The following is a 23845-nucleotide window of genomic DNA, read 5'->3' as shown; positions in this document are numbered from 1 at the left end:
GAGATGTTCGGTAAATTAACCCTGGAGGCGATACCCTATCACGAGCCGATAGTCATGGTGACGCTTGCCATGATCGCGCTCGGCGGTATCGCTGTCGTCGGCCTTATCACCTATTTCCGCAAGTGGACCTACTTGTGGACCGAGTGGCTGACCACCGTCGACCACAAGAAAATCGGCGTGATGTACATCATCGTCGCGATGGTCATGCTGCTGCGTGGCTTTGCCGACGCCATCATGATGCGTACTCAGCTGGCTGCCGCTACCGGTGGCTCCGAAGGCTACCTGCCGCCTGAACACTATGACCAGATCTTCACCGCCCACGGTGTGATCATGATCATCTTCATGGCGATGCCGTTCTTCACCGGCCTGATGAACCTTGCGGTTCCTCTGCAGATCGGTGCACGTGACGTTGCCTTCCCGTTCCTGAACTCCCTGAGCTTCTACCTGCTGCTGGCAGGCGTGCTGCTGGTCAACATCTCGCTGGGCGTTGGTGAATTCGCCAAGACCGGCTGGGTTGCCTACCCGCCGCTCGCAGGCATTCAGTACAGCCCGGGCGTGGGTGTCGACTACTACATCTGGGCGCTACAGCTCTCAGGCTTGGGTACGACGCTTACCGGCGTGAACTTCCTCGTCACCGTGATGAAGATGCGCGCCCCTGGCATGAAGCTGATGGACATGCCGATCTTCACCTGGACCTGCACCTGGGCCAACGTGCTGATCGTCGCTTCGTTCCCGATCCTGACCGCCGCACTCGCCCTGCTGACCGTTGACCGTTATCTGGACTTCCACATTTTCACCAACGAGCTTGGTGGGAACCCGATGATGTACGTCAACCTGTTCTGGGCCTGGGGTCACCCTGAGGTATACATCCTGATCCTGCCGGCCTTCGGCGTGTTCTCGGAAGTCACCTCGACCTTCTCTGGCAAGCGTCTGTTCGGCCACCACTCGATGATCTACGCATCGGGCGCAATCGCCGTACTGGGCTTTGCAGTCTGGCTGCACCACTTCTTCACCATGGGTGCCGGCGCCAGCGTCAACACCTTCTTCGGCCTGGCGACGATGCTGATCTCCATCCCGACCGGTGTGAAGCTGTTCAACTGGCTGTTCACCATGTACCAGGGCCGCGTGCGTTTCACCGCGCCAATGCTCTGGACCCTGGGCTTCATGATCACCTTCTCCATCGGTGGCATGACCGGCGTACTGCTGGCCGTTCCAGGTGCTGACTTCGTCCTGCACAACAGCCTGTTCGTAATTGCCCACTTCCACAACGTGATCATCGGTGGTGCGGTATTCGGCTACATCGCCGGCTTCGCCTACTGGTTCCCGAAAGCCTTCGGTTTCACCCTGAACGAGAAGTGGGGCAAAGCTGCCTTCTGGTTCTGGATCTCGGGCTTCTACGTTGCGTTCATGCCGCTGTACGCCCTGGGCTTCATGGGCATGACCCGTCGTCTGAACCACTCCGACAACCCGCTGTGGGAACCCTACCTGTACGTAGCCGTTGTCGGCGCCGTGCTGATCCTGTTCGGTATCGCTTGCCAGCTGATCCAGCTCTACGTTTCGGTCCGCGACCGCAACCAGAACCTGGACGTGACCGGCGACCCATGGGGCGGCCGTACCATCGAGTGGTCCACTTCGTCGCCACCTCCGTTCTACAACTTCGCTCACATGCCTGAGAAAGTTGGCCTGGACGCCTGGCACGAAGCCAAGGAAGCCGGTGTTGCCTACAAGCCTGCTGCCAAGTACGAAGCCATTCACATGCCGAGCAACACTGCCACTGGCCTGTTCATGGGTCTGTTCCTGACCGTGTTCGGTTTCGCCTTCATCTGGCACATCTGGTGGCTGGTGGGCGCAAGCCTGGTAGCGACCATCGCAGTCTTCGTTCGCCACGCCGCGCGTGACGACCAGGGCTACATGGTTCCGGCCGAAGAAGTGGCGCGCATCGAAGGCGAGCGCATGAAAGCGCTGGCTCAAGCAGGTGCTCTGCCTGCCGGCGCACGTGTCGAATCGTTTGAACGGGTGTAATCAATGTCCAGTCAAGTAATGCACGGTGATGCACATGGTCACGACCATGGGCACGACGATCACCACCACGACTCGGGCCAGATGACCGTACTGGGTTTCTGGCTGTACCTGATGACCGACTGCATCCTGTTTGCGTCGCTCTTCGCCACCTACGCGGTGCTGTCCGGCAGCTTTGCCGGCGGCCCGTCGGGTCACGACATCTTCCAGCTCGACTTCGTGCTGGTTGAAACCGCGTTCCTGCTGCTGTCCTCGATCACCTTCGGCTTCGCCATGCTGAAGATGTTCGCCGGCAACAAGGCAGGCGTACTGGGCTGGTTGGCTGTGACCTTCCTGTTCGGTGCAGGCTTCATCGCGATGGAAATCTATGAGTTCCATCACCTGATCGCCGAGGGCTTCGGCCCGCAGCGCAGTGGCTTCCTGTCGGGCTTCTTCGCCCTGGTAGGTACCCACGGCCTGCACGTGACTGCCGGCCTGATCTGGATGGCAATCATGATGTACCAGATCAACAAGCACGGCATCACGCCGACCGCCAAGACCCGCATGAGCTGCCTGAGCCTGTTCTGGCACTTCCTCGACGTGGTCTGGATCTGCGTATTCACCGTCGTCTACCTGCTGGGAGTTATCTGATGGCTAGCGCACACGACACTCATCACGAAGGCAATCACGGTAGCGTGAAGTCCTACATGATCGGCTTTGTGCTGTCGATCATCCTGACCGCGATCCCGTTCGGCCTGGTGATGTTCCCGAGCCTGCCGAAGAACCTGACCGTTCTGATCGTTGTGGCCATGGCCGTGATCCAGGTAGTGGTACACCTTGTGTACTTCCTGCACATGGACCGCTCGAAAGAGCAGCGTTCCAACGTGTCGACGTTCCTGTTCACCGCTCTGGTAATCGCTCTGCTGGTCGGCCTGTCGCTGTGGATCATGTTCAGCATCCACTTCGAAATGATGGCCAAGTGAGGTAAGACTGCATGTCCGTTAAGCACTTTATCCAAATCACCAAACCGGGGATCATTTTCGGTAACGTGCTTTCCGTGGCAGGCGGCTTCTTCCTTGCCTCGAAGGGCCATGTGGACTTCGCCCTGTTCCTGGCAGTGGTGATCGGTACTTCGCTGGTGGTGGCGTCCGGATGCGTGTTCAACAACTGCATCGACCGTGACATCGACCACAAGATGGAGCGCACCAAGAACCGCGTCATGGTGCAGGGCGGCATGCCGCTGCCCCTCGCGCTGATCTACGCCACCCTGCTCGGGGTGGTCGGCTTCAGCATGCTGTACGTGCAGGCCAACCCGCTGGCGGCGTTCTGCGCCCTGGCCGGTTTCATCGTCTACGTCGGTTTCTACAGCCTGTGGCTGAAGCGCAAATCGGTGCACGGCACCCTGGTCGGCAGCCTGTCTGGTGCCATGCCTCCGGTGATCGGCTATTGCGCCGTGAGCAACAGCTTCGACCTGGCAGCAGTGACCCTGCTGGTGATGTTCAGCCTGTGGCAGATGCCGCACAGCTTTGCCATCGCCATCTTCCGCTTCAAGGACTACAGCGCTGCCAACATTCCGGTGTTGCCGGTGGCGCGCGGTGTCCTGGCGGCGAAGAAGCAGATCGTGCTGTACGTACTGGCCTTTGTGCTCGCCACCCTGATGCTGACCCTCGGCGGCTACGCAGGCCTGGGTTACCTCGCCGTGGCGGCTGCCATGGGCCTGTACTGGCTGTACATGGCCTGGAGCGGCTACAAGGCCGAGGACGACAGCAAGTGGGCGCGCAAGGTCTTCGGTTTCTCCATCCTGCTCGTCACTGCCCTGAGCGTGATGATGGGCGTGGACAGCCAGACCGCCGCCGACGTGCTGATGACCTACGCACGCTGATCCAGCGCAGCCCGTTACACAAATAGCCCCGGCCCAGTGCCGGGGCTTTTTATTTCCCGTACCCTCAGCCCTGCGCCGTACCTGTAGGAGACCACACAGCCCTTTCGGGCTGCGCTGTCGCGCAGAGAACCGGGCACGAGCCCGCCGCTCCCACAGGTCCCCGCTAAATCAATGAGTTATGTGCAGTTCTATGAGAGCCTGCTTGCCGACGATGAGGCCGTGACAGGCAGCCCAAGCCAGTGTCTCCCAGCAAGACTTCCTGCTGCCGCGCTTACAGGGCCAGGCGCTAGCGTTGCCGCTCCCATACTCAAGGAGCCACGCGCCATGAGCGTTTTCACCGTCTACTTCTGCGGCACCGGCGCCACCGCCGGCGATGTCAGCAACCGCGACTACTGGAACGGCGAGCTGGTCTCGACCCTGGCTTTCAACGACCAGGGCCGCGAGTTCGCCCACAAGATCGTGGTCGACGGCCCCGGCAGCGGCAACCTGCACGATGACAACCTGTTCGTCGACGACCGCGACCATGGCCAGACCATGGGCACCTTGCTCGGCCATGGCTGGGAGGAGAACGTCGCCCACGCCCTGCAGATGATCAAGGGCAAGAGCCTGTGGTCGCGCGGCAGCCGCACCAAGGCGGAATACCAGCGCCTGAAGGACGCCGGCGTGCCGATACCCAACGCCGGGCGTAACGGCAACTGGTTCCTCGACCGCTACCACTATGGTGAGCGCGAAGTGGTGCCCCAGGCGCTGCAGGAGCAGATCATCCAGACCTTCCGCAAGCCGCTGATCCCCACCCAGGTCAACCTGGTGGGCTGGAGCCGCGGCGGCATCAGTTGCCACATGCTGGCCAATGCCATGGCCAGCGACCCGCAGCTGCGCGATGTGCCGGTGAACATCCTGGCACTGGACCCGGTGCCGGGCATCCTCAACGTGCAGGATCAACGTACCGGGTTGGCCGGTAACGTGCGTGAGTACGTAGGCTTTTTCGCCCGCGACGAGCGCTCCCTGGGCTTCGCCTGCGTAGTGCCGCAGGTGGCGCGCAGCACCCGCATGAGTATTTTCCCCATGCCCGGGCGCCATGCCACGCTGGTGGGCAATGCCTCGGCCACGGGGGAGGGCGCCGGTGATACGTGCAAGGCGCCCGGGCTGATCGTGCGCCACCTGGCCGAACAAAGCCTGGCGCGCTGGGGCGTGGTGCTCGGCAACCGCCTGGCGTTGAGCGATGCGCAACTTATGCGCGAGCATCAGGCGCTGCTCAAGGATGACGCCACCTATACCGCCATGCGCAAGCACTCCTACACCTACGTCACCGAAGGCGAGGGCGACGAACGCAGGGTCCATCACGGCCCGCTGCGCAAGGCATTCAGCCTGGTGCGCGGCGAGCACATGGAGCCGAGCGACGGCCTGAGCCTGCGGCTGTGGGACCAGCACACCTACAAAGCGCTGCGATGAATCCTGAAAATATGGATTTTTCGATTTATCGATCTTAAAAGTTATAAATAAACAGGAAATTTTCCTTTACGAGCAAGATGCGGCGGCATTATATTCTGATTCGGCCGCCGCAGCGGCCAACGTCGCTCGGACGGTTCCGGGCGCTTACGTCTTCAGAGGAAACCATGGCCAACCCAGGTTCGCCGCGCCGCTTCGCGCGCATCGATCGTCTGCCCCCTTACGTCTTCAACATCACCGCCGAGCTCAAGATGGCCGCCCGCCGCCGTGGCGAGGACATCATCGACCTGAGCATGGGTAACCCCGACGGCGCCACCCCGCCGCACATCGTCGACAAGCTGGTGCAGGTCGCCCAGCGCGAAGACACCCATGGCTACTCCACCTCCCGTGGCATCCCGCGCCTGCGCCGGGCCATCTCCAACTGGTACAAGGAACGCTACGAGGTCGACATCGACCCGGAAAGCGAAGCCATCGTCACCATCGGTTCGAAAGAGGGCCTGGCACACCTGATGCTGGCCACCCTCGACCAGGGCGACACCGTGCTGGTGCCCAACCCCAGCTACCCCATCCACATCTACGGTGCGGTAATTGCCGGTGCTCAGGTGCGTTCGGTGCCGCTGGTGCCGGGTGTGGATTTTTTCAACGAGCTGGAGCGGGCGATCCGCGAGTCGATCCCCAAGCCGAAGATGATGATCCTGGGCTTCCCGTCCAACCCCACCGCGCAGTGCGTCGAGCTGGACTTCTTCGAGCGCGTGGTGGCCCTGGCCAAGCAGTACGACGTGCTGGTGGTGCACGACCTGGCCTACGCCGACATCGTCTACGACGGCTGGAAGGCCCCGTCGATCATGCAGGTACCGGGGGCCAAGGATATTGCGGTGGAGTTCTTCACCCTGTCCAAGAGCTACAACATGGCCGGCTGGCGCATCGGCTTCATGGTCGGCAACCCCGAGCTGGTCAGCGCCCTGGCGCGCATCAAGAGCTACCACGACTACGGCACCTTCACCCCGCTGCAGGTGGCGGCGATTGCCGCGCTCGAGGGCGACCAGCAGTGCGTGCGTGACATCGCCGAGCAGTACCGCCAGCGCCGCAACCTGCTGGTCAAGGGCCTGCACGAGCTGGGCTGGATGGTCGAGAACCCCAAGGCGTCGATGTACATCTGGGCCAAGATCCCCGAGCAGTATGCGCACCTGGGCTCGCTGGAGTTCGCCAAGAAGCTGTTGGCCGAGGCCAAGGTTTGCGTGTCGCCCGGCATCGGCTTTGGTGAATACGGCGACGACCACGTGCGCTTTGCCCTGATCGAGAACCAGGACCGCATCCGCCAGGCCATCCGCGGCATTCGCCAGATGTTCCGCGCCGACAGCCTGACCGGCAAATAGCCCACCCTCCACCGCGCTGCTGTCTCGAGCGTTGCGCGCCCCTGCAGGAGCCGGCAAGCCGGCTCCTGCAATCGACCTGCTCAGGCCACCGATCAGCGGCCATCTTTTTTTACATTCCCCCTCTTCTCAGCCGCTCTTGGCTGGATTACAAATAGCGCCGCGAGCGCTCGCTCCCATAACAACAACCTCCCTCCCTGGCCATCATGTCCGAACAGAACCCTTGCCTGACCTGCGGCGCCTGCTGCGGCTACTTTCGTGTGTCTTTCTTCTGGGGCGAATGCCAGTCTGCCGGCGGCCTTGTGCCCGACGACCTGGTGGTGCAAATCAACCCGACCCGCGTTGCCATGATCGGCACCGACGCCAAGCCCTGCCGCTGCGTGAGCCTGGGCGGCGAAATCGGCACCCAGGTGGCCTGCAACATCTATGAGAACCGCTCCAGCCCCTGCCGCGAGTTCGAAGCCTCCTGGGAGCACGGCGTGCACAACCCCAGCTGCGACGACGCCCGGGCTGCCTATGGCCTGCCACCGTTGACCCCGCCTGGGGCGAACGAGCCGCACTGGCCGGATGACGGTGCCGAGGTGGCCTGAGCCGCTGGCGAGCCTGTGCAAGAGGTTGATCCGCTAGAAAACACTGGAACGTTTAAGCGGTTCACGTATTGGCAAGTGACCACTGCCGTTTGTCGGTTGGATCCAATGTGTTTTGCCCTGTAACCCGCGAAACACGTGGCGCCACGACAAAGTATTAACACCATTTGACCGCCCCGCGCGGCGTGCCCGGCACCCCTGAACGGCTACACATTCCTTCAAAGGAAAACTTGTAGCCAGGGTCAGGATGTTTCGCCGACGCGTGTATTTGTTCATCTGCTGCCGCACCGCTGCACACGCATTCAGGGACTGAACCGCCTGATCCACGAAGGAGCTCTCCGTGGACAGAAGCGTTGCCGCCCGTTTACCCGCTCGTCTCTCTCACCTGTCGCTGGCTGTCAGCCTGGCCATGGGTACCCTTGCTTTCGCTCTGTCGAGCGAAGAGGCGCTGGCCGCCTGCACGGTGGCAGGCTCGAGCGTCACCTGCAGCGGTACCGGTACGGTGCTTGCGCCCAACAACTACAGCAACGGCACCAGCGGCCTGACGGTCAACGTTCAAAGTGGCACCACCATGGGCGCTCCGCTGCTGGGCGGCGCGGCGTTGTCGCTGACCGGCAGCAATATCACCCTGACCAACTCCGGCACCGTCGACCCTTCGATCCTCGGGCTGCTCAGCGCGCTGACCACTGGCACCGTGGTGGGTAACACCGCGACCGCCGGCACCATCAACATCACCAACAACGCCGGTGGCTCGCTCAAGGGCACCGGCGGGGTGCTGAGTGCCAACCTGCTCAACCTCGACGGCATGGCGCTGGATGTGCGCAACGCCGCCGGCGGTACCACCACCATCAGCAACGCCGGCACCATCGGCTCCTCGGCGCTGCTCGGGCTGACCCTGCTCAGCGAAGACACCCCGGTGGTATCGGTGACCGGCGGCGGCACGGTGAACTTCACCAACACCGGAAGCATCGTCGGCCGTACCGCCTTCCAAACTTCCAGTACCGGCAACACCTTCACCAACGCAGGCTCCATCACCGGCAGCCTGTCGATGGGCGCCAACAGCACCAACCGCTTCAACGCCATCACCGGCTCCACCGTCAGTGCCGGGGCAGGCATCGGCATATCGCTGCTGGTCACCGGCAACCCCAACCTGGCCTTTGCCGCAGCAGGGGTGATCGACGGCGGTGCCGGCGGCACCAACACCCTGGCCCTGCAAAACGCCGTCGGCGGCGGCAGCGGGACCGGCGGCAGCGGCACCATCAACGCCGCCAACTACATCAACTTCAACCGGCTGATCGTCAGCAGCGGCACCTGGAACCTGATCGGCAGCGTGCTCACCGGCAGCACCGCCACCACCCTCAACGGCGGGATTCTGATCTTCGACAACGCCGCAGCCCTGGGCAGCGGCGCCATCACCGCCAACGGCGGCACCCTGCAGGGCAGCATTGCCGGCCTTGCGCTGAGCAACGCGCTGACCCTCGGCAGCGGCGGGCTGACCATCGCCGGTGTGAACGACATGGGGCTGTCCGGCGTGCTGACCGGCACCGGCGGGCTGACCAAGGGCGGCACCGGCCTGCTGACCCTGGCCAACAGCAACACCTACAGCGGCGGCACCACCCTGGCCGGCGGCGGCCTCAACCTGGGCAGCGCCACGGCGCTGGGCAGCGGTACCCTGAACGTCACCGGCGCTTCTACCCTGCAGGGCAATACCGCGCTGACCCTGGGCAACGCCGTCAGCCTGAACGCCGCACTGACCTTGCCCGGCAGCAATGCCCTGGCCCTCGGCGGCCTGGTCAGCGGCACCGGTTCGCTGGTCAAGAGCGGCACCGGCAACCTCACCCTGAGCGGCGCCAATACCTACACCGGCGGCACTACCCTGGCGGGTGGCACCCTGACCGTCGGCAACAACGCCGCGCTGGGCGCCGGGGCACTGACCCTGACCGGTAGCGGTACGCTGGACGCCAGCACCGCCGTCACCCTGGGCAACGCCATCGCCCTGGGCGCCAACACCCTGACCTTGCCGGGCAACAACGCCACCACCTTGAGCGGAGTGATCAGCGGGACCGGTGCGCTGGTGAAAAGCGGCACTGCCGGCCTTGCGCTGAACGGCAACAACACCTACAGCGGCGGCACCACTCTCAACACCGGCACCCTCACCGTGGGCAGCAGCAACGCCCTGGGCACCGGCGCGCTGACCCTGGGCGGCAATGCCAACCTCGACGCCAGCACCGCCGTCAGCCTGGCCAACGCCGTCAACCTCGGGGCCAACACCCTGAGCCTGCTGGGCACCAGCGCCACCACCCTGGGCGGAGTAATCAGCGGTACCGGCGCGCTGGTGAAAAGCGGCACTGCCGGCCTGACGCTGAACGGCAACAACACCTACAGCGGCGGCACCACCCTCAACGCCGGCACCCTCACCGTGGGCAACAACAACGCCCTGGGTGGCGGTGCGCTGACCCTGGGCGGCAATGCCAGCCTCGATGCCAATACGGCAGTCAGCCTGGCCAACGCCGTCAACCTCGGCGCCAATACCCTGAACATATTGGGCAGCAACGCCATCACCCTGGGCGGCGTAATCGGCGGTACCGGCGCGCTGGTGAAAAGCGGCACTGCCGGCCTGACGCTCAACGGCAACAACACCTACAGCGGCGGCACCACCCTCAACGCCGGCACGCTCACCGTGGGCAACAACAACGCCCTGGGCACCGGCGCGCTGACCCTGGGCGGCAACGCCAGCCTGGACGCAGGCGTAGCGGTCAGCCTGGGCAACACAGTCAACCTTGGAGCCAATACCCTGACCCTGCCGGGCACCTCCGCCGCCACCCTCAGTGGCGTCATCAGCGGCACCGGTGCGTTGGTCAAGAACGGCAGCACCAACCTGACCCTGAGCGGCGCCAACACCTTCAGCGGCGGCCTTAACCTCAACGCCGGCACCCTGACCCTGGCCAGCGCCGCGGCCCTGGGCACCGGCGCGTTGACCGTCGGCGGCGCCTCGGTGCTGGCCAACAGCAGCGCCATGGCCCTGAACAACGCCGTCAACCTCGGCGCCAACCTTACCCTCAGCGGCGCCAACCCGCTGACTATGGGTGGTGTCATCAGCGGCACCGGCGGGTTGGTGAAAAACGGCGCCAGCACCCTGACCCTGACCGGTGCCAACACCAACACCGGCAACACCATTCTCAACGCCGGTACCCTGGTGCTCGGCAGCAACACCGCGCTGGGTACCGGCGTGCTGAACGCCGCCGGCGGCACTACCGTGGATGCCAGCACCGCCGTCACCCTGGGCAACGCGGTCAACCTGGCAGGCGCAGTCAACATTGGCGGCAGTGCCAACCTGGGCCTGGGCGGGGTCATCGCCGGCACGGGCTCGTTGGTCAAAAACGGCGCAGCCGGCCTGACCCTGAGCGGCAACAACACCTACAGCGGTGGCACCACACTCAACGCCGGCACCCTCACCGTGGGCAACAACAATGCCCTTGGCACGGGTGCCCTGACCCTGGGCGGCAATGCCAGCCTCGACGCCAACACGGCGGTCAACCTGGGCAACGCTGTCAACCTTGGTGCCAACACCCTGAGCCTGCTGGGCACCAGCGCCACCACCCTGGGTGGCGTGATCAGCGGTACCGGCGCACTGGTGAAAAACGGCAGCGCGGGCCTTACGCTCAACGGCAACAACACCTTCAGCGGCGGCACCACCCTCAATGCCGGCACCCTCACCGTGGGCAACAACAACGCCCTGGGTACCGGTGCGCTGACCCTTGGCGGCAACGCCAACCTCGATGCCAGCACGGCCGTCACCCTGGGTAATGCCGTGAACCTGGCCGGCAACACACTGACCCTGCCAGGCACCAGCGATACCACCCTGGCTGGTGTGATCAGCGGCGCCGGCGCGCTGGTCAAGAACGGCAACACCAACCTGACCCTGAGCGGCACCAACACCTACAGCGGCGGCCTGACCCTCAACGCCGGCACCCTGACCCTGGCCAACGCCGCTGCCCTGGGCACCGGCGCCCTGACCGTCGGCGGCGCCTCGGTGCTGGCCAACAGCAGCGCCCTGGCCCTGAACAACGCAGTCAACCTGAACGCCAACCTGACCGTCAGCGGCGCCAACCCACTGGCCCTCAATGGCGTGCTCAGCGGCACTGGCGGGCTGATCAAGAACGGCAGCAGCACCCTGACCCTCAACGGCAACAACAGCCAAAGCGGCGCCACCACCCTCAACGCCGGCACCCTGGTAGTCGGCAGCAACACCGCGCTGGGCAGCGGCGTGCTGAACGCCGCCGCCGGTACCAGCCTGGACAGCAACACTGCCGGGCTGAACCTTGCCAACAACTTCAACCTGGCCGGCAACCTGACCCTGCCGGGCAGCAACGACCTCACCCTCAGCGGTATGATCGCAGGTGCCGGCGGCCTGACCAAGAACGGCGCCAGCACCCTGACCCTGAGCGGCAACAACACCTACCAAGGTGGCACCACCCTCAACGCCGGCGGCCTGGTGCTCGGCACCGGCGCCTCGCTGGGCACCGGCAAGCTCACCGTGGCTGGCGCCGGCACCCTTGGCAACAGCGCGGCGATCACCGTCGGCAACGCCATTACCCTGGACGACGACCTGACCCTGGCAGGCAGCAACGACCTGACCCTCGGCGGCCTGATCGACGGCACCGGCAGCCTGATCAAAAACGGCAACGCCACCCTCACCCTCACCGGCAGCAACACCTACAGTGGCGGTACCCAACTCAACGGCGGCGGCCTGGTGCTGCACAACGGCAGCGCCATCGGCACAGGTACGCTGACGGTCGGCGCGGCTTCGACCCTGGACAACACCGACACCATCACCCTGGGCAATGCCGTCAACCTGAACGCCGACCTGACGCTGGCCGGCAGCAACGGCCTGACCCTGGGCGGCGTGGTCAGCGGGGCAGGGCAGTTGATCAAGGACGGCAACACCACCCTGACCCTGGAGGGCAACAACAGCTACAGCGGCGGCACCGTGCTCAATGCCGGCGGGCTGATCGTCGGCAGCAACACCGCCCTGGGCAGCGGCGCCCTGAACGTGAACGGCGCTGCCAGCCTGGACAACAGCGTCGTCGCCAACCTGGGCAACGACATCCTGCTGGGCAACGACCTGACCCTGGGCGGCAGCAACGACCTCACCCTCAGCGGCGACCTCAGCGGCGTCGGCGGCCTGATCAAGAACGGCTTGGCCGACCTGACCTTAAGCGGCAACAACAGCTTCACCGGCGCCATCGACCTGGTGGGCGGCAGCCTCACCACCGTGGGTGGCGCTGCCCTGGGCAATGCCTCGTCGCTGAACGTCGGTGCCGGGGCCTCGCTGAACCTCGGCGCCAGCGCCAGCGTCGGTGGCCTGAGCGGCGCCGGTGCGGTGAACCTGGGCGCCGGCAGCAACCTCAGCGTGGGCAGCAGCAACCTCGACAGCGTGTTCAGCGGCGCCCTGGCCGGCAGTGGCGGGCTGATCAAGAACGGCAGCGGCAGCCTGGAGCTGTCGGGCATCAACGTGATCGGTGGTAGCGCAACGGTCAATGCCGGCACCCTCGACGTCACAGGCTCGCTGGCCAGCGCCGGCGTGCAGGTCAACAGCGGCGGCACCCTGACCGGTACCGGCAGCGTGCTGGGCGCGGTGGACATCGCCAATGGCGGGCACCTGGCGGCCAACAGCGGCGCCACCCTGAGCACCGGCAGCCTGACCCTGCACAGCGGCTCGATCTTCGACGTCGGCCTGGGCAGCCCGGCCACCGGTGGCACCGCGCTGGTCAACGTCAACGGCAACCTGACCCTGGACGGCACCCTCAACGTCAGTGACATCGGCGGCTTTGGCGTGGGTATCTACCGCCTGATCGACTACACCGGCAGCCTGACCGACAACGGCCTGCTGGTCGGCAGCGTGCCGGGCAGCGTGCTGCCCGGCGATCTCGAGGTGCAGACCTCGATCGGCAGCCAGGTCAACCTGCTGGTGGGCGGCGCCGCCGGCGGCGTGCAGTTCTGGGATGGCAGCAACACCGTGGCCAACGGCGCGGTCGACGGCGGCAACGGCACCTGGGGCGGCGCCACCAACAACTGGACCGACGTCAACGGCACCCTCAACAGCGCCTGGGGCGACAGCTTCGCGATCTTCCAGGGCGCGGCCGGCAGCGTCACCTTGGTCGGTACGCAAACCGCCACCGGCCTGCAGTTCGTCACCAGCGGCTATACCCTGGCCGGCAGCGGCGGCCTGAACCTGGTCAACGGCAGCGACGGCGCCTTCTCCGTGCGGGTCGACCCCGGCGCGACCGCCACGATCAACGTCGGGCTGTCGGGCAGCGGCACCCTCGGCAAGCTCGATACCGGCACCCTGGTACTGGGCGGCGCCAACAGCTACAGCGGCGGCACCCTGCTGCAGGGCGGCACCATTGTGGTGGGCAACAACAGCGCCCTGGGCAGCGGCCAGGTCAGCGCGGCGGCCAACGCCACCCTGGACAGCAACACCGCCGTCACCCTGGCCAACGCCTTCGCCCTGGGCGGCGCCTTCACCGTGGCCGGCAGCGCCGACCTGGGCCTGAGCGGCGTGGTATCCGGTGCTGGCAGCCTGGTCAAGAACGGCAACGCCAACCTGACCCTGGGCAGTGCCAACAGCTACAGCGGCGGCACCCTGCTCAACGGCGGCACCCTGACCCTGGGCAACGACGCGGCGCTGGGCAGCGGCGACCTGAGCGTGGCCGGCAACGCCAACCTGGCCACCCTGGGCGACACCACCCTGGCCAACGACGTGCAACTGGGCGGCACCCTCAACCTGACGGGCACCGACGACTTGACCTTGAACGGGCAGATCGACGGCCTGGGCAACCTGGTCAAGAACGGCAGCGCCACCCTGACCCTGAACGCCAGCAACACCTACCAGGGCGGCACCACCCTCAACGGCGGTACCGTATTGGCGGGCGCCGACGGTGCCCTGGGCACTGGCCTGGTCACCGTTGCCGGGGCCTCGACCTTGGGCAGCACCGGCACCGTGAACCTGGGCAACAACCTCAACCTCAACGCCGGGCTGACCGTCGATGGCGCCAACGACCTGACCCTGGCCGGCACCATTAACGGCACTGGCGGGCTGGTCAAGCAGGGCAGCGGCAACCTGACCCTGGGCGGCAACAACGGCTACCAGGGCGGCACCGACCTTGCCGCCGGTACCCTGACCCTGACCAGCAGCGGCGCCCTGGGCGTGGGCGGCCTGAACGTCACCGGCGATGCCACCCTGAGCAACGCCGCGGCCATGGTGCTGGGCAACGCGGTGGATATCGCCAGCGGCACCACCCTGACCCTCGACACCCCCAATGCACTGGTGGTCAGTGGCGATATCAGCGGCAGCGGCAGCCTGGTCAAGACCGGCCTGGACGATGCCACGCTGGTTACCGGCAAGAGCCTGACCGGCGATGTGGATATCCAGGCCGGCTCCCTTACCCTGCTGGGCTCGGGCGTGCTCGACAGCGTATCGGGCATCAATATCGGCAGCGCCGGCACCCTGAACATGGACGGCGATGCCAACCTGGCCAGCCTCACCGGCAGCGGCCAGGCGGTGATTGGCACCGGCGCCACCCTGAGCGTCGGCAGCAACAACAACGACAGCGTATTCGCTGGCGCCTTCAGCGGCTCGGGCAACCTGAACAAGGTGGGCACCGGTGCCCTCACTCTCAGCGGCATCAGCACCCTGGGCGGCACCGGCCAGGTCAGCGGCGGCACGCTCAAGGTCGACGGCAGCCTGACCAGCGCCGGGCTGAACGTCGCCAGCGGCGCCAGCCTGACCGGTAGCGGCAACGTAGGCGGGCCGGTGAGCATCGCCAGCGGCGGCCACCTGGTCGGCAGCAGCGGCAACACCCTGGGCCTGGGCTCGCTGGTACTGAACAGTGGCTCGATAGTAGATATTGGCCTGGGTGCACCTTCTACCGGCGGCACCGCGCTGTTCAACGTGGGCGGCAACCTGACCCTGGACGGCACCCTCAACGTCAGCAACATCGGCGGCTTCGGCAACGGCGTGTACCGCATCTTCGACTACGGCGGCGTGCTCACCGACAACGGCCTGGACTTCGGCAGCCTGCCGGCCGGCGTCAGCGTCGGCGACCTGAGCCTGCAAACCAGCCTGGCCAACCAGGTCAACCTGCTGGTCGGCAGCAACGGCCAGAGCATCCTGTTCTGGGACGGCAGCCAGACCACTGCCAACGGCCAGGTGGACGGCGGCAGCGGCACCTGGAACGCCGGCAACAGCAACTGGACCGACCTCAACGGCACCACCAACAGCACCTGGAACAGCAGTTTCGCGGTGTTCCAGGGCACTGCCGGCAACGTCACCCTGGTCGGTAGCCAGACCGTCAACGGCCTGCAGTTCGTGACCAACGGCTACCACCTGCTGGCAGGTGCCGGCGGCGTGCTCAACCTGGTCAACGGCAGTAGCGGCGACACCAGCGTGCGGGTAGACCCGGGCGCCATCGCCACCCTCGATGTGGGCGTGGCCGGCAGCGGCACGCTGAACAAGCTCGACACCGGCACCCTGGTGCTCAACGGCAACAACAGCTACAGCGGTGGCACCCTGCTCAGCGGCGGCACCCTGATCGTCGGCAGCAACACCGCGCTGGGCACCGGCACCCTGAGCACCACCGCCGGCACCATCCTCGACAGCAACCAGGCCGTGACCCTGGGCAATGCCATCAACCTCACCGGCCCGCTGAACCTGGCCGGCAGCAACAACCTCGGCCTGACCGGCAACATCAGCGGCACCGGCGCCCTGGTCAAGGCCGGCAGTACCAGCCTGCAGCTGTCGGGCAACAACAGCTACAGCGGCGGCACCCTGCTCAACGCCGGCAGCCTGGTCGTCGGCAGCAACACCGCCCTGGGCACCGGCACGCTGAACGCCGCCTCCGGCACCAGCCTGGACAGCAGCCAGGCGGTGAGCCTGGCCAACAACGTCAACCTGGTCGGCGCATTCAACGTGCTTGGCAGCAACGACCTGACCCTGGGCGGCACCTTGGCCGGCGCCGGCAGCCTGGTCAAAAGCGGCAACGCCAGCCTGACCCTCAACGGCGCCAACACCTACAGCGGCGGTACCGTACTGCAGGCCGGCACCCTGGTGCTGGGCAACGACGCGGCCCTGGGCAGCGGCGGCCTGAACGTCACCGGCACCGGCAACCTGGACACCAACACCTCGGTGACCCTCGGCTCGCCACTGACGGTCGGCGGCACCCTCAACGTGCTGGGCAGCAACGACCTGGAACTGGCCGGCGTGCTCAGCGGCGCCGGCACGCTGAGCAAAAGCGGTGCGGCCGACCTGACCCTGTCGGGCAACAACACCTTCAGCGGCATCATCAACCTGCTGGCCGGCAGCCTGAGCACCGTCGGCACCACCGCCCTCGGCACCCAGAGCGCGCTGAACGTCAGCAGCGGCGCCAGCCTGAACCTGGACGGCAACACCACCCTGGGCACCCTCAACGGCAACGGCGCGGTGCAGATTGCCGCCGGCAACAGCCTGGGCGTGCAGGGCGGCCTGTTCGGCGGCAACATCGGCGGCACCGGCACCCTCAACAAACAAGGCAGTGGCAACCTGACCCTGAGCGGCGCCAACAGCCACACCGGCACCACCAACGTGCAGGGCGGCAGCTTGCTGGTGAACGGCAGCCTGGCCAGCAGCACGGTCAATGTCGCCAGCGGCAGCACCCTGGGCGGCACCGGTAGCCTCAGCGGCAGTGTGGTGGTGGCCAACGGCGGCACCTTGGCTGCCAGCAGCGGCAACACCCTCAGCGTCGGCAACCTGACCCTGGGCAACGCCTCCAGCTTCAACGCCGCCCTCGGCGCGCCGCTGGGCAGCACGCCGCTGGTCAGCGTGGCCAACAACCTGACCCTGGGCGGCACCCTCAACATCACCGACGTCGGCGGTTTCGGCGCCGGGGTGTATCGCCTGTTCAACTACGGCGGCTCGCTGGTCAACAACGGCATGGCCATTGGCAGCACCCCGGTGCCGGCCAGCGACCTGACCGTGCAGACCAGCGTCGCCAACCAGGTCAACCTGGTGGTCGGCGGGGCCAATAACGTGCTGTTCTGGGACGGCAGCCAAAGCGTGCCGAACGGCTCGGTCGACGGCGGCAGCGGGGTGTGGGACGCCACCAACAGCAACTGGACCGATGCCGACGGCGTGCTCAATACCCCCTGGAACGACACCTTTGCGGTGTTCCAGGGCCTGGCCGGCACCGTCACCGTGGACGGCAGCCACAGCATCAGCGGCATGCAGTTCGTCACCGATGGCTATGTGCTCGACGCCGGTACCGGTGGCGAGCTGTTGACCAGCGGCACCACCAACCTGCGGGTCGACCCTAACGCCACCGCCACCCTCAACGTCGCCATCAACGGCACCGGCAGCCTGGTCAAGTTCGACACCGGCACCTTGGTGCTGAACGCCGCCAACGGCTACAGCGGCGGCACCACCCTCAACGGCGGCACCCTGGTGGTGGGCAACGACAGCGCCCTGGGTAGCGGCACCCTGACCGCCGCCGCCGGCACCACCCTGGACAGCAACACCGCAGTCAGCCTGGCCAACAACGCCGTGCTCAACGGCGCCGTGGGCATTGGCGGCAGCAACGCCCTGGCGCTGGCCGGCAACATCAGCGGCAGCGGCGGCCTGATCAAGAGCGGCAACGCCGAGCTGACCCTGAGCGGCAGCAACAGCTACACCGGCGGCACCCTGATCAACGCCGGTAGTGTGGTCGGCGACAGCAGCAGCCTGCAGGGCGCCATCATCAACAACGCGGCGCTGACCTTCGAGCAGAACAGCAACGGCAGCTACACCGGCAACCTCACCGGCACCGGCACCCTGAGCAAGACCGGTACCGGCGAGCTGCTGCTGGCCGGCAACAACACCCTGACCGGTGCCACCACCGTCAGCTCCGGCACCCTGCTGGTCAACGGCCGCCTCGACAGCACCAGCGTGCAAGTGGGCACCGGCGCCACCCTGGGCGGCACCGGCACCCTGGCCGGCGCCGTGCAGATCCAGAACGGCGCCACCCTGGCCGCCGGGCAAAGCGCCACGCCGCTGTCGGTGGGCAGCCTGAGCCTGGCCTCCGGCAGCGCCCTGGACTTCTCCCTCGGCGCACCGGACGCCGCCACCACGGTGGTCAACGTGGCCGGCAACCTGACCCTGGACGGCACCCTCAACATCACCGATGTCGGCGGCTTCGGCCCGGGCGTGTACAGCCTGTTCAACTATGGCGGCAGCCTGACCGACAACGGTCTGGTGTTCGGCGCCATCCCCGGCAGCGTGGCGCTGGGCGACCTGAGCCTGCAGACCGCCATCGCCAACCAGGTCAACCTGGTGGTACAAGGCGCGCCTGGCTCGCTGCAGTTCTGGAACGGCAGCAAGACCACCGCCGACGGCACCATCAGCGGTGGCAACGGCACCTGGGGCACGAGTGGCGGCAGCAACTGGACCGACTCCACCGGCAACAACAGCGAGACCTGGGGCGGGCAGTTCGCGGTGTTCGGTGGCCAGGCCGGCACCGTTACCGTCGAGGGCAACCAGGCCTTTACCGGCATGCAGTTCCTCAGCAGCGGCTACCAGCTGGTGGCTGGCAACAATGGCAGCCTGACCGCCACCAACGGCACCGGCGGCACCCTGGCCGCAGTGCGGGTGGATGCCGGCGCCACGGCGCTGGTCAGCGCGCCGATCGTCGGCAGTGGCGGCATCGAGAAGCTCGATTCCGGCACGCTGATTCTGTCCGGCGCCAACACCTACACCGGCGGCACCACCGTCAGCGGCGGCACCCTGGCCGGTGACACCACCAGCCTGCAGGGCAATATCGCCAACAACGCCAGCCTGGTGTTCGTGCAGGCGGCCAACGGCACCTTCAACGGCAGCCTGACCGGCACCGGCACCACCACCAAACAGGGCACCGGCACCTTGCTGCTGACCGGCAACCAGGCCTTCAGCGGTGCCTTCAACATCAACCAGGGCGTGCTCGAAGTGGGCAACGTCGCCAACCCCGGCGCCAGCCTGGCCGCCGCGGTGACCGTGGCCAACGGCGCCGCGCTGACCGGCACCGGCAGCGTCGCCAGCCTGACCAACCAGGGCACGGTGATGCCGGGCGCCGGTGGCAACCTGGCCGTCACCGGCAACTTCACCAACGCCGCCAGCGGCACCCTGGCCATCGACCTGGCCGCAAGCCCGGTGAGCTACCTGAACGTCGGCGGTACCGCCAACCTGGGTGGCAGCCTGCAGGTGGTCAACCTGGCCGGCTTCACCGGCAGCGGGCAGTACACCGTGGTCAGCGCCACCGGCGGGGTCAACGGCACCTTCGCCAGCACCAACCTGAGCAATTCGGCGTTCCTCACCAGCTCGCTGGACTACGGCGCCAACGAGGTGACCCTGTCGGTGAGCCGCAACGGCACAGGCTTCGGCCGCGCAGCCGGCAGCGCCAACCAGGCCGGTGTGGCCGGTGCCCTGAGCGGCCCGGGTGCACCAACGCAAATCACCAACAACCTGCTGCCGCTGAACGTGACCCAGGCCCAGGCAGCATTCGACAGCTTGTCGGGCGAGATTCACGCCAGCACCGCCACCACGCTGATCGAGGACTCGCGCTACCTGCGCGAGGCCGCCAACGACCGCATGCGCCAGGCCGACTGCACCCAGCAGGACGACCCGCGCCGCACCCTGGCACCGACTGCCAACCAGCAGCTCACCAGCGAAGGTTGCCAGGGCCAGGCGGTGGGCTGGATGCGCGCCATCGGTGGTTGGGGCCGCTACGACGCCAGCAGTGGCGCCGCCAGTGTCGACCGTCAGTTGCAAGGCTTCCTGCTGGGCGTGGACAAGGCGCTGGACGATCAGTGGAAGGTCGGCGTTGCCGCCGGTTACACCAATTCGAGCATCGATGCGCACCGTCGCGGCTCGGATGCCACGGTCGACAGTTACCACCTGCTGACCTACCTCAACTACCAGCTCGACGCCTTCTCGGCGCGCCTGGGGGCCGGTTACACCTGGCACGATATCGAGACCAAGCGTGATGTTGCGGTGGGCGCCTACAACGACCGGGTGAAAGCCAAGTACAAGGCTCGCACCGCCCAGGTGTTCGGCGAGCTGGGCTATGCCATCGACGCCGGCAACGGCGTGGCGCTCGAGCCGTTCGCCGGGTTGGCCTATGTCAACTACGACAGCGACACCGCCCACGAGAAGGGCGGGGCAGGGCGGTTGTCTGGCAGTGTCGAGCAGGATGTGACCTATTCGACCCTGGGTGTGCGGGTAGGCAAGCGCATCGAGCTGAGCAAGGGCAACAGCATCACCCCGCGCTTGTCGGTGGGCTGGCGGCATGCCTTTGGCGATGACCAGCCCAGCGCCGACCTGCGCTTCAGCGAAGGCGGCGGTGGCTTTGCCACCTCGGGTGTGCCGATTGCCAAGGATGCGGCGGTGGTCGAGGCCGGGCTGGACATGTCGGTCGGTGAGAGTGGCAAGCTGGGGATCGGGTATTCCGGGCAGTTGTCCAGCGAGGCGAAGGACCATGGGGTGGTGGTGAGTTTCAGTATGGGGTTCTGAGGGCTGTAGCCCATTGCGGGGCAAGCCCGCTCCTACGGGGTCTGGCTTTGTGGGAGCGGGGTTGCCCTGCAAGTTTTTGGGTGGTGATTGGTAGTGGATTGAGTTGGGGCCTCTAGGTGTCCTTCGGTAGATTGCATCAGGGCATACAGGTGTCCGTCGAAAGGTTTTCAGCGCCTATCAGATCGAGCGCCGCCCGCGCGGCGCTTCGCGGGTAAACCCGCTCCCACAGTTTGTTTCGGGCCAGTCTGTCCTGTGCCATCACCTGGTCCGCTTTGTTGGTTCGACGCGATTTCAGCGTGTGCGTTGCCGCCGCTCCACATGACTCAAGGCGTGCACCAAGGCGGACAGCGGTACTTTCACATGAATAACTGGCCCGAAACAAACTGTGGGAGCCGGCTTGCCGGCGATGCGCCGCGCGGGCGGCGCTCGATCTCGAGGGCGCTGCAGGGCTCCCGTCGAACACCTGTCAGCCCTGATGCAACCCCAAGACAGGCATTGCGGCTAATCAAGATCTTTATATTTGCCAGGGTAGGTCCTCAAACCACTTGCAAATGCCCATAAGTGAAAAAAGAACATGCAAAAACAAAATATAAGTGAGCCGGGCAGCAGTGTTGAGTAAAGCTCGGTTATGGCAGGTGCCTTTGCGAGCCCTTTGTGTTGGGCGAGGTATAAATAAAGAGCGCCAAGTAGGGCATTGTAAATATATCCAGCAATGACGACGATCAGTAATGGATCTTTCTTCATAAGGTAATGCCGGATGTTCAAAGAGACGAACACGTCTGCGGCAAAGAAAAGAATGACTGTCATGATCACTTTTTGAAGTACTCCACGATCATCTGATACACCGTGATGCCGCTCACCGCCCCTTCAAAAAACAGCGTGCTGACCCCCATCAAACGAAATGCGCGAACACGATCGATATCGTGATATTTGTATAAGCGCCATGCCCCTGGCTTCAGCGGTTTACGGAAAAACACTCCATATCCCGCCATCCCCAAATCTGCCGAATAATAAGCAAGGTTCCCCTCTCTCTCTCCATACCCCAGCTTCTTCGCTGCCTCTTGATATCCCTTGCGAATGGGCCCCACGGTGTCATCTCTCCCGTTCCATAAGTTATTTCCATTTTCATAAATGTTGTTTACACCATGGGCAAATACGGGGGCGCCGAAATAGCTGCATAGACCCGGGCCTGTCGCACAGGCTCCCGCCCCTGTGGCCACCTGGCTCACCCCTCCAGCCAATCCGACAGCCAATCCGACAGCCCGCCGACCAAGCCTTTCAGCCTGCTCCCACAAACTCACCTCTTCAGCCTTCAGCACCTTCAACCCGTCCTCCGGGCTCAGCTCCCCCAGCGCCACCTTATCCGCCACCTGCTTGGCGAAATACGCCACCTCCCGGTTGAACATCACCCGCCCCATCCCATGGCGCAAATGCCGCGCACTGACGCTGCAGGCGTATGCCGTCAACCGCGTGGCGGCCTGGTTCACCTCCCAGTAACCAGGCCCGAGCGGGTGGTTGCCTTGCCGGGCGCTCATTCGGCTTCACGCCAGGCGGCGTGGGCCGAGGTGCTGCCGGTGTGGTGGATCCAGCTGATGTCGCGGTAGCGGATGGCCAGGTGTTCCTGCGCTTCCTGGTCGCTTTGCAGCATGCTGTGGGGCATGTCGACCCGCTGTTCCACCAGCACCGCGCCGGACAGCTTGAGGGTGAAGTAGCGCTCCAGGTGGCCGGCGGGGTTGGTGCGGTAGAAGTTGAAGTCGCAGTCCAGCCGTTCGCCGCTGTCGATGGCCTGGGCCAGCAGCGGGGTGGCCTTGTCGATGAATTTGCTGACCAGCACTGGCTGGTGCAGGGCCCGCTGGTTGTTGTCGCCACTGAGAATCTGATGGGCCAGCGACAGCACCATCACCTCGTCGGTGTGGCCGTTGCGGCAATGTTTGCCAATCGAGGCTTCGGTGGAGCAGCCAGCGGAAATCAGGCCCTGGCGGGCGCCGTTGATGGACAGGTAGCCGTGGAAAGCCATGGGGGATCACTCCTTTGAAATGGAAGTGAAACCGTAAAGGGATGATGGGGGCCGGGTCTGCCGGACCGGTCTGGCGGTGATTTCGGACGTTGCCTCAGATATTGCAGGCTTTTGCCTACAGGAATTTGGTGGGGTTAAACATTGGGAAATGGGGGGATGGCATCGGGGCGGACACGTGTCTGCCTTTCCCCCCCTACCTGGCGCACCTCCCCTGACGCTAGACTGTCATCTCCCCCACAATCGGACAGGAGTCCCGGCGTGCCCGACCCCCGCAGTTTCCCCAGCGACCTGTGCCTCGACAGCCCACGCCTGCAACTGCGCCCCATGCGCCATGGCGATGCGCAGCGCTGGCTGACCATCATGGCCGACCCCGAGGTGATGCGTTACTGGTACCACGCCCCCTGGCAAACCCTGGCCGAAGCCGAAAGCGCCCTGGCCGCCGACCGCGAAGCCTACGCCAGTGGCCAGATGCTCAAACTGGGCATGTACCGCCGCGACAACGGCGAGCTGATCGGCATGGTGCAACTGTTCAACCTCGACCAGCCCTCGCGCCGCGGCGAGATCGGCTACTGCCTAGCCCGCGAGGTACAAGGCCGTGGCTACATGGACGAGGCGCTGACCTGCTTCATCGACTACCTGGCCCACACCCTGCACCTGCGCCGGCTGGAAGCCGAAATCGACCCGCGCAACCAGGGCTCGGCGCGCACCCTCGAGCGCCAGGGCTTCGTGCTCGAAGGCACGCTGCGCGCGCGCTGGTGCGTGGCTGGCGAGCTGTCGGACTCGGGCCTGTACGGGCTGCTGCTGGAACCGCCGGTTGCATAAAGAGCGTGGCAATGGATACAACCTGTTCGACAAGAAGTACGACGAGACCGTGGGCACTTCGACCTACGGCAACTACTACGGTGAGCCGCGCAACTGCATGCTGACCCTGCGCGGCACATACTGAGGGTTTGGAGGCGGGGCAGGGGCTGGGTTATGGTCGCACCC

Annotated in this window: 13 protein-coding genes; 10 read left to right on the top strand and 3 right to left on the bottom strand. The window is 65.5% G+C overall.

All coding sequences use genetic code 11. The features are described from left to right. Positions 1–3 precede the first annotated feature (3 nt). The 8 genes from cyoB to KSS93_RS25060 all read left to right on the top strand — a co-directional run bounded on the left by cyoB (position 4) and on the right by KSS93_RS25060 (position 20841). Positions 4–2022: a cytochrome o ubiquinol oxidase subunit I gene (cyoB, locus tag KSS93_RS25095; protein WP_217886437.1), complete on the top strand. Its 2019-nt coding sequence runs from the start codon at positions 4–6 to the stop codon at positions 2020–2022. A gap of 3 nt (positions 2023–2025) precedes the next feature. Further along, positions 2026–2649, top strand: coding sequence for a cytochrome o ubiquinol oxidase subunit III (cyoC, locus tag KSS93_RS25090; RefSeq protein WP_217886436.1), 624 nt, complete (start codon positions 2026–2028; stop codon positions 2647–2649). After that, positions 2649–2981: a cytochrome o ubiquinol oxidase subunit IV gene (gene cyoD / locus KSS93_RS25085; RefSeq protein ID WP_217840264.1), complete on the top strand. Its 333-nt coding sequence runs from the start codon at positions 2649–2651 to the stop codon at positions 2979–2981. Before cyoC ends, cyoD begins: the two co-directional genes overlap by 1 nt. An 11-nt stretch (positions 2982–2992) precedes the next feature. Beyond that, positions 2993–3880 carry a heme o synthase gene (cyoE, locus tag KSS93_RS25080; protein WP_217840263.1) on the top strand — a complete coding sequence of 296 codons (888 nt, stop codon included), beginning with the start codon at positions 2993–2995 and terminating at the stop codon, positions 3878–3880. A 324-nt stretch (positions 3881–4204) separates the two neighbouring features. Continuing rightward, positions 4205–5332 carry a hypothetical protein gene (locus tag KSS93_RS25075; RefSeq protein WP_217886435.1) on the top strand — a complete coding sequence of 376 codons (1128 nt, stop codon included), beginning with the start codon at positions 4205–4207 and terminating at the stop codon, positions 5330–5332. Positions 5333–5496: 164 nt separating this feature from the next. Beyond that, entirely contained in the window at positions 5497–6705 is a 1209-nt protein-coding gene (gene alaC, locus KSS93_RS25070; protein WP_217886434.1) for an alanine transaminase, read from the top strand. A gap of 203 nt (positions 6706–6908) precedes the next feature. Beyond that, complete coding sequence (locus KSS93_RS25065; protein ID WP_217840260.1) at positions 6909–7292, top strand: YkgJ family cysteine cluster protein; 384 nt, start codon at positions 6909–6911, stop codon at positions 7290–7292. A 337-nt stretch (positions 7293–7629) separates the two neighbouring features. Beyond that, positions 7630–20841: an autotransporter-associated beta strand repeat-containing protein gene (locus tag KSS93_RS25060; RefSeq protein WP_217886433.1), complete on the top strand. Its 13212-nt coding sequence runs from the start codon at positions 7630–7632 to the stop codon at positions 20839–20841. A 501-nt stretch (positions 20842–21342) separates the two neighbouring features. On the opposite strand, the gene KSS93_RS25055 is transcribed toward KSS93_RS25060, so the two are convergent. The 3 genes from KSS93_RS25055 to KSS93_RS25045 are packed head-to-tail and all read right to left on the bottom strand — an operon-like array spanning position 21343 to position 22858. Beyond that, complete coding sequence (locus KSS93_RS25055; RefSeq protein ID WP_217886432.1) at positions 21343–21648, bottom strand: hypothetical protein; 306 nt, start codon at positions 21646–21648, stop codon at positions 21343–21345. A gap of 2 nt (positions 21649–21650) precedes the next feature. Continuing rightward, positions 21651–22328 (bottom strand): DUF4225 domain-containing protein, encoded by a 678-nt coding sequence (locus KSS93_RS25050; RefSeq protein ID WP_225917252.1) that lies wholly within the window; start codon positions 22326–22328, stop codon positions 21651–21653. 44 nt (positions 22329–22372) lie between these two features. After that, complete coding sequence (locus tag KSS93_RS25045) at positions 22373–22858, bottom strand: Hcp family type VI secretion system effector (protein ID WP_217886430.1); 486 nt, start codon at positions 22856–22858, stop codon at positions 22373–22375. 258 nt (positions 22859–23116) lie between these two features. Here KSS93_RS25045 and KSS93_RS25040 point away from each other — a divergent pair, with 258 nt between their 5' ends. Next, the gene (locus KSS93_RS25040) at positions 23117–23680 is read left to right on the top strand and encodes a GNAT family N-acetyltransferase (RefSeq protein WP_217886429.1); all 564 of its coding nucleotides are present in this window, start codon (positions 23117–23119) and stop codon (positions 23678–23680) included. Further along, on the top strand, positions 23673–23804 hold the full coding sequence (locus KSS93_RS25035) for a TonB-dependent receptor (protein ID WP_217886428.1): 132 nt from the start codon (positions 23673–23675) through the stop codon (positions 23802–23804). Before KSS93_RS25040 ends, KSS93_RS25035 begins: the two co-directional genes overlap by 8 nt. Positions 23805–23845: the final 41 nt, after the last annotated feature.

Source organism: Pseudomonas xanthosomatis, from assembly GCF_019139835.1.
GTDB classification, from domain to species: Bacteria; Pseudomonadota; Gammaproteobacteria; order Pseudomonadales; family Pseudomonadaceae; genus Aquipseudomonas; species Aquipseudomonas fakonensis.
The sequence above is the reverse complement of the archived record's forward strand: the minus strand, read 5'-3'. Positions and strand labels throughout refer to the sequence as shown.

Coding starts and splice junctions, on each gene's coding strand:
- cyoB (WP_217886437.1), top strand. CDS start 4: ATGTTCGGTAAATTAACCCTGGAGGCGATACCCTATCACGAGCCGATA.
- cyoC (WP_217886436.1), top strand. CDS start 2,026: ATGTCCAGTCAAGTAATGCACGGTGATGCACATGGTCACGACCATGGG.
- cyoD (WP_217840264.1), top strand. CDS start 2,649: ATGGCTAGCGCACACGACACTCATCACGAAGGCAATCACGGTAGCGTG.
- cyoE (WP_217840263.1), top strand. CDS start 2,993: ATGTCCGTTAAGCACTTTATCCAAATCACCAAACCGGGGATCATTTTC.
- KSS93_RS25075 (WP_217886435.1), top strand. CDS start 4,205: ATGAGCGTTTTCACCGTCTACTTCTGCGGCACCGGCGCCACCGCCGGC.
- alaC (WP_217886434.1), top strand. CDS start 5,497: ATGGCCAACCCAGGTTCGCCGCGCCGCTTCGCGCGCATCGATCGTCTG.
- KSS93_RS25065 (WP_217840260.1), top strand. CDS start 6,909: ATGTCCGAACAGAACCCTTGCCTGACCTGCGGCGCCTGCTGCGGCTAC.
- KSS93_RS25055 (WP_217886432.1), bottom strand. CDS start 21,648: ATGACAGTCATTCTTTTCTTTGCCGCAGACGTGTTCGTCTCTTTGAAC.
- KSS93_RS25045 (WP_217886430.1), bottom strand. CDS start 22,858: ATGGCTTTCCACGGCTACCTGTCCATCAACGGCGCCCGCCAGGGCCTG.